13 protein-coding genes and 1 riboswitch are annotated in these 12587 nt (G+C 35.5%); of the genes, 7 read left to right on the forward strand and 6 right to left on the reverse strand.

All coding sequences use genetic code 11. The annotated features are described in order from the left end of the window. Positions 1-85 precede the first annotated feature (85 nt). Positions 86-192, reverse strand: a riboswitch (SAM riboswitch). A 256-nt stretch (positions 193-448) separates the two neighbouring features. The 5 genes from ACFVT8_RS05060 to ACFVT8_RS05080 form a co-directional block, all read right to left on the reverse strand. Then, complete coding sequence (locus tag ACFVT8_RS05060; protein WP_387081613.1) at positions 449-796, reverse strand: hypothetical protein; 348 nt, start codon at positions 794-796, stop codon at positions 449-451. A 30-nt stretch (positions 797-826) separates the two neighbouring features. Next, positions 827-1156: a fluoride efflux transporter CrcB gene (gene crcB, locus ACFVT8_RS05065; RefSeq protein ID WP_387081611.1), complete on the reverse strand. Its 330-nt coding sequence runs from the start codon at positions 1154-1156 to the stop codon at positions 827-829. Beyond that, positions 1153-1515: a fluoride efflux transporter CrcB gene (gene crcB / locus ACFVT8_RS05070; RefSeq protein WP_387081610.1), complete on the reverse strand. Its 363-nt coding sequence runs from the start codon at positions 1513-1515 to the stop codon at positions 1153-1155. The genes crcB (ACFVT8_RS05065) and crcB (ACFVT8_RS05070) overlap by 4 nt, the downstream gene beginning before the upstream one ends. 593 nt (positions 1516-2108) lie before the next feature. Beyond that, complete coding sequence (locus tag ACFVT8_RS05075) at positions 2109-2189, reverse strand: MbeD/MobD family mobilization/exclusion family protein (protein WP_387082533.1); 81 nt, start codon at positions 2187-2189, stop codon at positions 2109-2111. A gap of 85 nt (positions 2190-2274) precedes the next feature. Then, on the reverse strand, positions 2275-2700 hold the full coding sequence (locus ACFVT8_RS05080) for a VOC family protein (protein WP_387081608.1): 426 nt from the start codon (positions 2698-2700) through the stop codon (positions 2275-2277). Positions 2701-3250: 550 nt separating this feature from the next. On the opposite strand from ACFVT8_RS05080, the gene ACFVT8_RS05085 reads away from it, so the two are divergent. Beyond that, positions 3251-4993 carry an ABC transporter ATP-binding protein gene (locus tag ACFVT8_RS05085; protein WP_387081607.1) on the forward strand — a complete coding sequence of 581 codons (1743 nt, stop codon included), beginning with the start codon at positions 3251-3253 and terminating at the stop codon, positions 4991-4993. Further along, entirely contained in the window at positions 4990-6723 is a 1734-nt protein-coding gene (locus tag ACFVT8_RS05090) for an ABC transporter ATP-binding protein (RefSeq protein WP_387081605.1), read from the forward strand. The genes ACFVT8_RS05085 and ACFVT8_RS05090 overlap by 4 nt, the downstream gene beginning before the upstream one ends. A gap of 59 nt (positions 6724-6782) precedes the next feature. Here the strand turns inward: ACFVT8_RS05090 and ACFVT8_RS05095 are convergent, their stop codons facing one another. After that, positions 6783-7154 (reverse strand): hypothetical protein, encoded by a 372-nt coding sequence (locus ACFVT8_RS05095; protein WP_387081603.1) that lies wholly within the window; start codon positions 7152-7154, stop codon positions 6783-6785. A gap of 175 nt (positions 7155-7329) precedes the next feature. On the opposite strand from ACFVT8_RS05095, the gene dacB reads away from it, so the two are divergent. The 5 genes from dacB to lepB all read left to right on the forward strand — a co-directional run bounded on the left by dacB (position 7330) and on the right by lepB (position 12542). Continuing rightward, complete coding sequence (dacB, locus tag ACFVT8_RS05100; protein ID WP_387081601.1) at positions 7330-8763, forward strand: D-alanyl-D-alanine carboxypeptidase/D-alanyl-D-alanine endopeptidase; 1434 nt, start codon at positions 7330-7332, stop codon at positions 8761-8763. A 279-nt stretch (positions 8764-9042) separates the two neighbouring features. Further along, positions 9043-9816, forward strand: a complete 774-nt coding sequence (locus ACFVT8_RS05105) for an IclR family transcriptional regulator (protein WP_387081599.1) — start codon at positions 9043-9045, stop codon at positions 9814-9816. Between the two features lie 325 nt (positions 9817-10141). Continuing rightward, entirely contained in the window at positions 10142-11077 is a 936-nt protein-coding gene (locus tag ACFVT8_RS05110; protein ID WP_387081597.1) for an LCP family glycopolymer transferase, read from the forward strand. A 328-nt stretch (positions 11078-11405) separates the two neighbouring features. Beyond that, positions 11406-11513, forward strand: a complete 108-nt coding sequence (locus tag ACFVT8_RS05115) for a transcriptional regulator (RefSeq protein ID WP_387081594.1) — start codon at positions 11406-11408, stop codon at positions 11511-11513. 471 nt (positions 11514-11984) lie between these two features. Then, positions 11985-12542 carry a signal peptidase I gene (lepB, locus tag ACFVT8_RS05120; RefSeq protein WP_387081592.1) on the forward strand — a complete coding sequence of 186 codons (558 nt, stop codon included), beginning with the start codon at positions 11985-11987 and terminating at the stop codon, positions 12540-12542. The last annotated feature ends 45 nt before the right edge of the window (positions 12543-12587 follow it).

Raw genomic sequence — 12587 nt, forward strand, 5'->3', positions numbered from 1 at the left:
AATCGGACACGTTTTGTCCATTCTTTCCCACGAAAAAAGGCTTCTTCTTGAAATAACAAGAAGAGGCCTTATATATAAAACACTCCTCTTATCTATCAAGCCTTTGCCTGCTGGATTTGGCACAGTAACTTAATTCTAAGTTCCGCTGCCGAGATTTCATCGGGCCAGTCCCTCCATCTCTCTTGATAAGAAGCAAAAATTATTATTCTTTTTTCACAATAATAAATATTAAAATAAAAAATCAATATTTGCAACATATTTTTATTCAAACTTTACTTCAAAGTTTAATTCTGAAATATTTTTGATTAAAATTGGAATAAATGGTAGAGGTTGAGGGGATAAAACAACAATTCTTTGTACTGCTGTAGAAATTTAACAGGTTGAGGAGGAAATGAAAGGAGTGTTTAAATAAACTTTAAAAGGAGGCGCCCTTTAGACCGAGAGACGCCTAAAACATTTGTGGTAAAAATTCAGTCATAAAGCGTTGATTTTTACGCAGCCATATTTTTAAAATCATTCGATGTGTTAGGAGGCGTTGTCTTTTATGTGGTCTTGCTTTAGCCTCTATTAAACTTTGTAGTAGCGTACATGTTTCTGTTGCAAATGCTTGAGGATCCACGAGGACGTCAAGTTTATAATCAATTAACTGTGCAGCCTGGACCTTAGCAAGTAATTGTGCAAAGCGGGTATTCATTTCTGGAAAGTTCTCTTCTAGCTCTAGTTCGATTAAAGTATATAGTGTTTGTTCAATTTCAGCCTCGAGCGCTTGTAATTGTTCAATTGATGGCTGTGTCAAAAAATCACCTCTAGTTTCTCGTAAATGCTGCTACACAAAGAAAAAGCCAAGTGCAGCGAAAAATAAACCGAATAAAACGGTAGTGCTTATATAAACAATCGCTTGTCTCCATTTTTTCTGCTCCAAGAGCTGCAAACATTCAAAGCCGAATGTCGAAAAAGTCGTATAGGCCCCTAAAAAACCCAGTCCTAAAAAATGCCATATCCAATCACTTAGATGTAATGCAAAAAGAAAGCCAAGCGCAAAAGAACCCGTTATATTAATCAAAAATGTTGCCCATGGGTATGTGTGGACAATCAATTTTCCTAGATAAAATCTCGTTAGTGCACCCAAAAATCCACCGATTCCAATAACTATCATACGATGCGCTCCTTTGCTAGCTTAAATCCTAGCCATGCACAAGCTAAACCACCAAAAACACTCACTAAAATATAAAGAACGGCTTGTAGCCATTTACTATCCTGTAGAAGTAATAGCGTTTCTAAAGAAAATGTCGAAAAGGTTGTAAAGGCACCAAAAAAGCCAGTGCCAATTCCTAAAATAATAGGCGTACGCTTTGTAAACGTTGTAAATAGCCATGCTAAACAAAAGCAGCCAATTAAATTTATGATAAGTGTCGCAAATGGAAAACCACCGTTATTTGAAAGTGCTTGACCAAGGCTATATCGACAGATGGCACCCAAAAATCCGCCAATTCCAACAGCTAAAAATGATTTCAACGTAAAGACCCCTTACTAAATTGTCTATATGGAAAAGTGTATCATGTGATCACCATTTTAGATATAATTCTATAGTTATATGGATTCAAAAATATCACCATTTTACCAACTTTGGTTCAAATGTTTTCGTTCTATAGTTTATTTTGACTTTTTGAATACTATTTTATTATATTGTCGACTAAGATTCTTATATTTCCTGCTAAAATACTTCGTAGTTAATGTCCCTATATCATCTCTTAATATGTATATAACTAACAAGGATAAATAATTAAATTTTAGTAGTTCTAAATGAGAAACTCTTTAGTATTCAATTACATTGTTGACTGAAAATCCGATAACGGTTAATCCGTTGACGGAAAACCCGCTAACGGAAAAAACGACAATACTAATTAATAATAAATTACTAAATAATAAATTACTAAATAATAATAACAATAGAACTGGTTCCTTGAAAAGCGCACAGTAAAATTCAAAACAATAAATGATGTTTCAGTTTGGCGTTCGTGTCTCTTATATTCAACTTAAATTTAAAAATTAGGCGATATGTTAAAAATTTTGGGTGATAAATTAAAGTTAGGCGATAAAATTAGAAATTAGGGAGATAAACCTTGAATTTGTTCCGATAAATCTTGAAATTGTTCCGATAAATCAAAAATTTGTTCCGATAAATTGATTTGGACCCTATCGAACTAGCTTTGTTCGATAGGGTTTTCCAGAACTTTTCAGCGGGTGTCCAAACACTCAATGAAATAGGGGAATCTATAATTGATCTTTAACATTGTCAATGACAGTATCAAAGTCTTTATCGGAATCGACACTTTCCGTTATTGTGAAAATATAACCATCTGGATCTTCTATAGTTAACTCTTTTGCATTCCATGGTTGAACTGTCGGCTCCTGAATGATATTTGTTTTGTTTTCCAGTGCGGATTGATAAATACTATAAATATCACTAGAGAATAAATTAATAATGACTGAGTCAGAGGTGTTGACTTCTTCATCTTTTAATAACATCAAATCTTGATACTTTGCGCCTCTTAAATGTGTCATTGAAGTTGTTCCATTAGCATCTGGAAAATCAAATACTGAAATGAAATTTAGTACATTTCCATACCATTCTTTTGACTTTTCAATATCTCTTACTTTTAGCTTTACGAATAAGGGCATTTGATAAAATTTATTCATGTCTATTTCCTCCTTTAGGTTAATACAAACTAACCGTAAAGGTTTACGTCGCGTTAAAGTCAATACAAAAGAGTTGTAGTATTTAATTATGGATTTACTTCTTTTTCCAGTGTTGTAATTTTAGCAATATGCTGCTTTAAAGCGTTAATTTTTTCTGAAAAACAGAAAAAATAACAGCAAGTTAGTTGACAAATATTTCTAAAGTATGATAATCTTCAAGAACACTATAACAATCTTAAGTAAAGGAGGGCATGACGATGTTAATTTTATCAGTATCATATCAAAGCACAACTGCATACATTGTCCATGTCCTTTAATATTTTATTTTACATTGCAATAAAGGGCATGGGTAACTCCTGACCTTTTATGAAGAGACACATGCTCTTTTTTGGGTATGTGTCTTTTTTTGTTGCAAAAAAGGGTTGTAGTGAAAACAAAAAAGGAGTGCATGTGTATGCGAAACAAAGTAGAAAGAATGATTTTCATCAAGGTATTTCTGGATAGTGGGTAGCACAGCTTTAACAGCACTAGAGAAAGAAGGTTATAATGTATGTTTGATGTTTTAAGTAAATTAAGCTGGTTTTTTAAGAAATACTGGAAGCAATATACAGTAGCCGTTGCGCTATTAATAATTGCGAGTGGCTTAGAAGTTGTTCCGCCGTATTTACTTGGGTCAATTATTGATATATTGACTGCAGGAGAAATGACGCCAGCTCTTTTAACGAAGTATATTTTGATTTTTGTGTGTATCATGATTGGGGGTTATGCCCTTAATTTTGTGTGGCAATTCAGATTATTCGAAGGGGCTATTAACCTAGAGAAAATTTTACGCCGAAATCTTATGCAGCATTTTTTGCGCATGACACCAACATTTTATGAGAAAAACCGTACCGGAGATTTAATGGCACGTGCGACGAATGATTTAAACGCAGTATCGTTGACTGCTGGTTTCGGGATTATGACACTGATTGATTCCACAATCTACATGGGCTGTATTATTTTTGCCATGGGTTATATGATTTCATGGAAGCTTACTTTTTTTGCAATGCTACCGGTACCGATTATGGCCATCCTTATTCAATATTTAGGGAAAATTGTGCATGAACGCTATATGAAGGCGCAGGATGTTTTTGGAGAACTGAATGATAGTGTTCTAGAGTCGGTTGCAGGTGTGCGAGTTGTACGGGCATACGTACAAGAAAAAAAGGACGAAACAAATTTTGCGGAGATGAGCGAGATTGTATATGAAAAAAATATGCATACCGCAAAAATTAACGCCTTATTCGGGCCGATTACAAAGGTTGGTACTGGGATTAGTTATGTGGTAGCGCTTGGCTATGGTGCTCATTTAGTAGCAACTGAGGCTATGACAGTTGGGCAACTTGTAACGTTCAATGTTTACTTAGGGCTAGCAGTTTGGCCAATATTTGCAATTGGGGAACTTATAAACGTGATGCAGCAAGGTAACGCTTCTCTTGATCGTGTACAGGAGACGCTAAACTACGAGGCTGATGTTCGGAATATTGCGAATCCGCAAACGATTATGACACCAAATGCGATTGGCTTTGATGATTTAACATTCCAATATCCTATGAGTCAGGTGAAAAACCTCCAGCAAATTTCACTGTCGTTGAAAAAGGGGCAAACACTTGGGATTGTTGGTAAAACAGGAGCGGGTAAAACGACCTTCCTACGACAATTATTACGCGAGTATCCAATCGGTGAGGGTCAACTATCTATCGATGGAGTAGATATTACTGCACAAACGAAGGAGCAGTTACTCGACTGGATTGGTTATGTTCCACAAGATCATGTTCTATTCTCACGTACTATTCGTGAAAATATTTTATTTGGGAAAGAAGACGCTACACAGTCTGAATTGCAGCAGGCAGTTCGTGCAGCATACTTTGAAAAGGATTTAAAAAATTTACCAATGGGCTTAGAGACACTTGTTGGTGAAAAGGGTGTATCTCTTTCAGGAGGTCAAAAGCAACGTGTTTCAATTGCGCGTGCTCTTATTAAAGACCCTGAAATTTTAATGCTTGATGACTCGCTTTCTGCTGTAGACGCCAAAACAGAGGCAAGAATTATAGAAAATATACAGCGAGAACGACAAGACAAAACGACGATTATTACAACGCATCGTTTATCAGGAATTCAGCACGCTGATTTAATTATCGTGCTAGATGAAGGCCAAATTGTAGAGCAAGGGACACATGAGCAACTCCTTTCACAACAAGGATGGTATAAAGAGCAATTTGACCGTCAGCAGCTAGAAGGGGGTGCCTCATGAGTACGAGTCAACGTTTAACACGCTATGCAATGTATTTTAAAAAACCGATACTACTTGGACTATTTTTCTTAACAATCGCCGTCTTTACGGAACTTGTTGGGCCGTTTATTGCGAAGCATATTATTGATAATTACATGACAATCGGCCGTATTGAATTTAAACCAATCACTTGGCTATTACTTGTCTATTTACTTTTAGCAATAGCAACAGCTGTTTTACGCTATTTTATGTATATCTATTTACAAATGGGTGCCAACCGTGTTGTACAAAAATTACGTAAGGACGTATTTGAGCATATTCAAACATTGCCAATTCAATACTTCGATAATTTACCAGCAGGGAAAATCGTAGCCCGTGTAACGAATGATACCGAGGCTGTTCGTAATTTATATGTGCAAGTACTTTCAAATTTCGTTACGAGTTTAATTTCTATTGTGGGTGTTTATATTGCACTTTTCATTTTAAATTGGAAAATGGCTTTCCTAGCATTGACTATGGTACCAGTCGTTTATTTATGGATGATTTTATACCGTAAAGTTGCTTCGAAATATAATGATGTTATTAGAACGAAAATTGCCGATATTAACGCAATGATAAATGAATCGATTCAAGGGATGACGATTATTCAAGCATTCCGACGTGAGCAGCAAATGACGAAGGAATTTGATGACATGAATAATGAGCATTATGCATATGAACGCAAGTTGCTTTTCCTTGATTCTGCAACATCTTTCAACCTTGTTAATACATTGAGACTTCTTATGTTTACGATCTTTATCTTCTACTTTGGCACACAGTCATTTACGGCAACGGAAGTTATTTCTGCGGGGACATTATATGCCTTTGTCGATTATTTAACGCGATTATTTAATCCGATCACGAATATCGTCAATCAATTTTCTCAGCTTGAGCGTTCACTTGTTGCAGGAAAGCGTGTCTTTGAGGTGTTAGATATTAACGGGGAGCCAGTATCTGAAAAAAGTTTACCTAGATATAAAGGAAATGTGGTGTTCGAAGATGTTTCCTTTGCTTATAAAGATGATGAATACGTATTGAAGAACCTATCATTTGAGGCACACCAAGGTGAAACAATTGCCTTAGTAGGTCATACAGGATCTGGGAAAAGCTCTATTATGAACTTATTGTTCCGTTTCTATGATCCATCTAAAGGGAAAATTACGATAGATGGAATTGATATCACTTCGGTTCCTCGTCAAACAATGCGTGAACATATGGGTATTGTTCTACAGGACCCATACTTATTTACAGGCACTATAGCTTCGAACGTTAGCCTGAATAATCCTAAAATTTCACGTGAAAAAATAGAAACTTCATTAAAAGCTGTTGGTGGTGAACGTGTGTTAGCGAACTTGCCAAATGGCTATGATGAGCCTGTTATTGAGAAGGGGAGCACACTATCATCTGGGCAACGTCAGTTAATTTCCTTTGCGCGTGCGCTTGCCTTTGACCCGGCTATATTAATTTTAGATGAAGCTACTTCTAATATCGATACGGAAACAGAGGAGATTATTCAGCATGCGATGGATGTGCTGAAAAAAGGGCGTACAACATTCATTATCGCTCACCGACTTTCTACTATTAAAAATGCCGATCGTATTCTTGTCTTAGATCGAGGTAAGATTGTTGAGCGTGGCACACATGATGAGCTATTAACACAGGGCGGCATTTACGAAAAAATGTATCAAATGCAGGCGAATTCATTGCAATAATTTACATGGAGAATAATATAAATGAAGCCCCACTTTTTGAAAAAAGTGGGGCTTACTATTTAAGATTTTACATTTTTAAAGACATTGACAAAAAAGAACAGCACTGAAATTGCCACTGCTATGCCGCCACCAGATACAAAGAGCTCAAACAACCAGCGCGGTACATCTATATAAACCATCATCATTCCGACTAAGAGGAACGGCAATCCGATATTGTAAAACCAAAATTGTGCTTTGGCCAATCCTGTCTCGGCTGCATCCTTATATACGGAATAAATTAAACCGATAAAACCAGTTGTTAGCCAACCCATCACACCGATATGTGCATGTGTCGTCTTCCATTCGAGCTGAATTGTATAATGCATAAACAGTCCAAAGGCCAAAACAATCACTAAATATAAAACGGAAATCTTTATCCATTTAGCACCCATTTATAAACAACTCCTTTCCCGAAATGATTTAGCTAGCTATTACAGTTTATTCTTGTCGAATAAAAAAGATGACAAATATTATTCTTTGTAAAATAAAAAGTATTTTATTGTAAAATGTTAATTTTTTCCGTAGAATAAAATCATAATAAGTAGGAATTTGCCAATTGGAGGATCTATGAAAAAGAAAATTATTTCTTTAATAATGATATTAATGGTCTGTTACTCGACCATCATCTTTGTTGAAAAGGCAGGTGCTAGTGAGCAAACGATGACAACAAAAGTGAATAGCGTTATTGTGAAAAATTGGAAAAACAACGAGTACAGCATTACCGTACGAGATATAGAAACAGGGAATGTGCTTTACAATAATAATGGTGACAAAATGATACGCCCTGCTTCTACACATAAGCTTTTAGTTAGTGCAGCTGCATTGGATTTATTAGGACCCGATTATCGCTTTGCTACAAAGACATATATCGATGGATCAATTGAAGATGGTGTACTTTACGGTAATATTTATTTACAGGGTGAGGGAGATCCAACGCTTTTACCTATTCATTTAGAATCATTCGCCAATGGATTGAAAAAAATGGGTATCTCGAAAATTACGGGTTCCTTAATAGGGGATGATACTTGGTTTGATGCAGATCGTTTACCGAAGGGAATTGTAGCTCAAGAAGAGGATCAACCTTATGCTTCTCGTATTTCAGCGTTAACGATTTCGCCAAATGATCAATATGATATTGCAAATGTGCAAGTGAAAGTGACAGGTTCAAAGGTTGGCACTACCGCTAATGTTCAGCTTGTTCCGTTTGCAAGTACAATTCCCGTTGTCAACAAAACAAAAGTGGTTAAAAAAGGCGAGAAAAGTACTGTGAAAATTACAAGAGAATATGGTACAGATCGAATCATTGTAACTGGTAACTTACCAGCAGGTTCACAAAAAAGTACATATGTCACTGTCTATGATCCAACGCTGTATGCACTCGATGTATTTCGTGAAAAATTAGTAGCAAAAGGTATCCAAACAATGCCTCTTGAAACTGGGAAGGTACCTGAAAATGCACAACGAGTAGGTATTTCATATTCTAAGCCATTAACTGATATTAACTTTAAATATTTAAAACTAAGCCTTAATGGCATGGGAGACATGTTGACAAAACAACTTGGACGAGAGTTGCTTGGAGAAGGAAGCTGGTCGGCTGGTATCCAAGCAATTCGTACATACGGTAGTGATATTGGGCTTAATATCGAGCAGTGGTATTTTGAGGATGGATCAGGTTTAAGTCATCAAAATCGAGTAAGTAGTATGCAAGAAAGTCTATTATTATATAAAGTTCGAAGTAAATCTTGGTACTACTCATATTTAGATGCATTACCGCAAGCTGGTAAAAAGGGCAGCCTTGTTGGTGCGACTTTAGAAAATCGTATGAAGGGCTATAGTGTATCTGCTAAAACAGGCTATATTTCTGGAACATATGCTTTAAGTGGCTATGTAAAAGGAAAGAGTGGCAAGTGGTACATTTTTAGTATTTTGACACAGGCCAATAAAACTTCAGCTATCCCAACTATTGATGAAATTGTTAAACAGATTGCTAATGAGATGTAAGGAATAAATTACAATACTGAATGATGAAGAACTTGCACAATGCTCATTCAAGAAAAATTTGTGCAAGGCAGTAAAAGGTATAAGCAAAAAAGTCGTTTCAGTGTGAAACGGCTTTTTTAATGGAGAAAAAAATAATTTTCATTCAGAATAAAAAGCACCCCTTGTTACAGTAAAGATCTGAAAATAACGAATAATAGAAAAAGTTGAAATTATTGAAAAATATCTAGATTCATTTTATAATAATATTGCGGTTCTAATATAGAGACAAAGAGGTGCGAGATGACATTAAAAACTTTAGATAACTCATTAGAGGTTCTTAAATATTTTAGTAAACAAACTCCTACATGGGGTGTGCGTGAATTAGCGAAAGAAATGAATATTAGTCACTCCATTATTTATAGGATCTTGTCAACGTTTGAAAATCATGGCTTTTTAATTCAAAATCCTGAGACGAAAAAATATGAGTTGGGGCTTCGTTTTTTAGAATTTGGCCAAATGGTAAAAGAAAAATTGAATCTTTCAGATTTTGTTTTACCTATAATGAAAAATCTTTCAGAGGAAATAAAAGAATCCGTATTTTTAACGTGGCTGGACGGAACAGATGGTGTAACGGTGGAGATTGCAGAGAGTTCGCAAACTATTAAATTCTCGGTTTCAATTGGGACGAGAACACCACTTTACATAGGTGCATCTTGTAGGACAATCATGGCGTATCTCCCAGAGAATAGACAGATGGACATTATGAGTAAAGGGATGGAGCAATTTACTCCAGAAACCATCACAGACCCAGATGAGATGTTATTAGATTTAGAGAAGATACGAAATCAAGGCTGGTGTTTTACGACAGGTGAATATTCTCATTCTGTATTTGGGATAGGTGTACCACTTTTTAATAGCAAAGGTGAAATTATTGCCTCTTTAACCTTAGCAGGCCCTGTTTATCGGAAACCAACGGTGGAGAAACTCCCTGAAATAGTGAGAATTATCCAATATGCAGCGATGAGTATTCAACGATATTTCGATCAATATAGCTTTAAACTTTATAATGATTGAATCTATAATGACGTCTACTAAAAAGCTCAGAGCACTGTATAATTGTTGAGCTTTTTAGCGACGTCATTTATTAATTTTGTGAGGTTTCTCTTCTAGTAAAATTTCGTATATACATAGTGGAATTATGTAAGTTGCTTTTTCATAAATTTAGCTGACACTAATAAATGAGGGATCATTTACAAATCAAGGAATACTTTATCGTACATTTAGTAAATACTAGTGTACGTCTTTTTTTCGTCCAATATGCATATAATTAGACATATTAACTTTTTTCCAACTTAAAACGTCAAAAAGAGGGGTAAATTTTGCAAGAGAGGACTTATGTATGGAAAAAAATATGAAACGCTCTGAGGGAAAAAAGAGTAAGAAGAAAATTTTGCTTTGGATAGTAGGTAGCTTATTAACAATATTTTTAATTTTTATAGGTACTGCTTATTACACTATCCAAAAAACGATGAATAAAATAAATACACCACTAATTGAAACGACAGGTGATGACAATAAAGAACAAAAAATAGTTACAAAAAAAGACCCATTTTCTGTGTTATTGCTTGGAGTTGACCAACGTAAAAATGACAGTGGACGTTCAGACACGATGATTGTTATTACGGTGAACCCTGAAAAACACACGATGAAGATGCTCAGTATACCTCGAGATACTCGTACAGAAATTATTGGCCACAATTCTGTCGATAAAATCAACCATGCCTATGCATTTGGAGGCGTCCCAATGGCGGTGAATACGGTTGAGCATTTTTTAGATATCCCAATTAATTATTATGTGTTTATTAATATGGAGGGCTTCTTGCAAATTATCGACACGATTGGTGGGGTAACGATTGATAATGACATGGATTTAACCTATGACTCCTACCATTATCCGAAGGGGGAGGTAACTTTAGATGGTGATAAGGCACTAATTTTTTCGCGAATTCGTTATGAAGATCCCCGTGGTGATTTTGGTCGTCAAATTCGCCAACGACAAATTATTGAAGCGGTTCTGAAAAAAGCCTCGTCGACATCTTCTATATTATTAAAGGCTACAGATATGCTTGATGTAGTGGGAGATAATGTCCGTATGAATTTTACAATGAAGGACTTAATCCAACTACAAAGTATTTATAAAAAAATGAATGGTAACATTGAGCAGTTGTCGTTTAAAGAGGGAAATGGCAAAAGGATTGACCACATATGGTATTTCATCCCTGAAGAGACAGAGCTAGAGAACGTCAAATCGGAATTAAAAGCCCATTTGCAATAAATACTAATGAGTTAGTGATAGCTGTAAATATTTTGACAATGAAGGGAGGGAGAAAAATGAATGGGAGGACCCAGGTGCTTAGGTATACAGCTCTAAATAATTGCATGCAAAGCTATGTGCCTAAGCGTAAAGTTCAAAAAAAACCAGTCAGTTCAGCTATACGTCATTTACAACTATTGTGCTTAAAAATTTTCATGTAAAACATAAAAAAATCATTCAGGTAGGGTGCATGCCTAGTTGAATGGTTTTTTTTATTTCATCCAAATATTTGAAATATCAGAAAATTTAGTGTATAATTGCATTAGAAATGGTTGAAGGAGTGATTGTGATGATCATAGGCACATTTTTATTAGCAGTTGCATTACATACCGGTATTGTTTTAGCAGTAGACTTAATGGAGCAGCACCACTCTACTACGCAAAGTAACCATTCATAATCGAAAAATAAAAAATAGCATGCATATAGGCAAAGCGATTAAGTAGCTTTGTCTATTTTTTTATGCAAAATTTTGGATGACATTTGTTAAAATGTATGAGCGGATATTGTGATGACCTGATCAGATTACGCAAGGACATGAGCGAATATCGTGCTAACCTGTTCAGATAACGGAAGGACCTGAGCGGATATTGTGCTGAGCTGATCAGATAACGGAAGGACCTGAGCGGATCTCGAGCTAACCTGATCAGTTTTCCTTGAATCTATGCGTTTCTTTGATAACCGCGTTACAGATGAGACCCTGAGAGAAGCGAGTAAGGGGATCGCCTTCCTACCAGCATCCTTTTCAACAGAAATCAACCTCATATTATGGATGAGCTATTTTGGTAAACTTGAAACATTTTATGTGATTAATTCGTCAATTCACTGTAGAAAATGTTATACTATAAAAAAACAGTATCGGGGAATGAGCATGCAACAAGAGAGATCAAGTTTCAAAAAAGAATTAATATCCTATCTTAAAATTATTGTTATTACAGCTATTATTGTTTTAGGCTGTAAGCAATTTTTATTTGCACCGATTAAAGTGCAAGGGGCTTCTATGTACCCAACTTATCATGATAAGGATCTTATTATTGTAAGTAAAATAAGTAAAATTGAACGTTTTGATCAAATCGTCTTTCAATCACCAACAGAAGATGAATTATATATTAAACGAGTAATTGGTCTGCCAGGTGATACAGTTGAAATGAAAGACGATGTTTTGTATGTAAATGGCAAAGCTTATAAAGAAGATTATGTGAATCGCCAAACAGATGATCCTAATCAATTACGCATTACAGAAAATTTCACGTTAGAGCAATTACTAAATGAAAAAAAGGTTCCTGAAGGTAAGTATTTTGTGCTGGGGGACAACCGTTTAAAAAGTTCTGATAGCCGCCACTATGGCTTAATTTCTGAAGATGCCATCTATGGTGAAGCTAAATTAACACTATATCCGTTTAGTCGTTTCCATATTGGTCCAAAATAAAAGAATTAGGACTTTCAGTAAAAAAAGAGGCACTTGAGTGGCCTC

Origin of the sequence: Lysinibacillus sp. NPDC058147 (genome assembly GCF_042884205.1) — a bacterium.
Taxonomy (GTDB): domain Bacteria; phylum Bacillota; class Bacilli; order Bacillales_A; family Planococcaceae; genus Lysinibacillus.

Bases quoted from the DNA above. Each gene is read 5' to 3' on its own strand.
- crcB (WP_387081611.1), bottom strand. From the start codon at position 1,156: ATGATAGTTATTGGAATCGGTGGATTTTTGGGTGCACTAACGAGATTT.
- ACFVT8_RS05080 (WP_387081608.1), bottom strand. From the start codon at position 2,700: ATGAATAAATTTTATCAAATGCCCTTATTCGTAAAGCTAAAAGTAAGA.
- ACFVT8_RS05085 (WP_387081607.1), top strand. From the start codon at position 3,251: ATGTTTGATGTTTTAAGTAAATTAAGCTGGTTTTTTAAGAAATACTGG.
- ACFVT8_RS05090 (WP_387081605.1), top strand. From the start codon at position 4,990: ATGAGTACGAGTCAACGTTTAACACGCTATGCAATGTATTTTAAAAAA.
- ACFVT8_RS05095 (WP_387081603.1), bottom strand. From the start codon at position 7,154: ATGGGTGCTAAATGGATAAAGATTTCCGTTTTATATTTAGTGATTGTT.
- dacB (WP_387081601.1), top strand. From the start codon at position 7,330: ATGAAAAAGAAAATTATTTCTTTAATAATGATATTAATGGTCTGTTAC.
- ACFVT8_RS05105 (WP_387081599.1), top strand. From the start codon at position 9,043: ATGACATTAAAAACTTTAGATAACTCATTAGAGGTTCTTAAATATTTT.
- ACFVT8_RS05110 (WP_387081597.1), top strand. From the start codon at position 10,142: ATGGAAAAAAATATGAAACGCTCTGAGGGAAAAAAGAGTAAGAAGAAA.
- ACFVT8_RS05115 (WP_387081594.1), top strand. From the start codon at position 11,406: ATGATCATAGGCACATTTTTATTAGCAGTTGCATTACATACCGGTATT.
- lepB (WP_387081592.1), top strand. From the start codon at position 11,985: ATGCAACAAGAGAGATCAAGTTTCAAAAAAGAATTAATATCCTATCTT.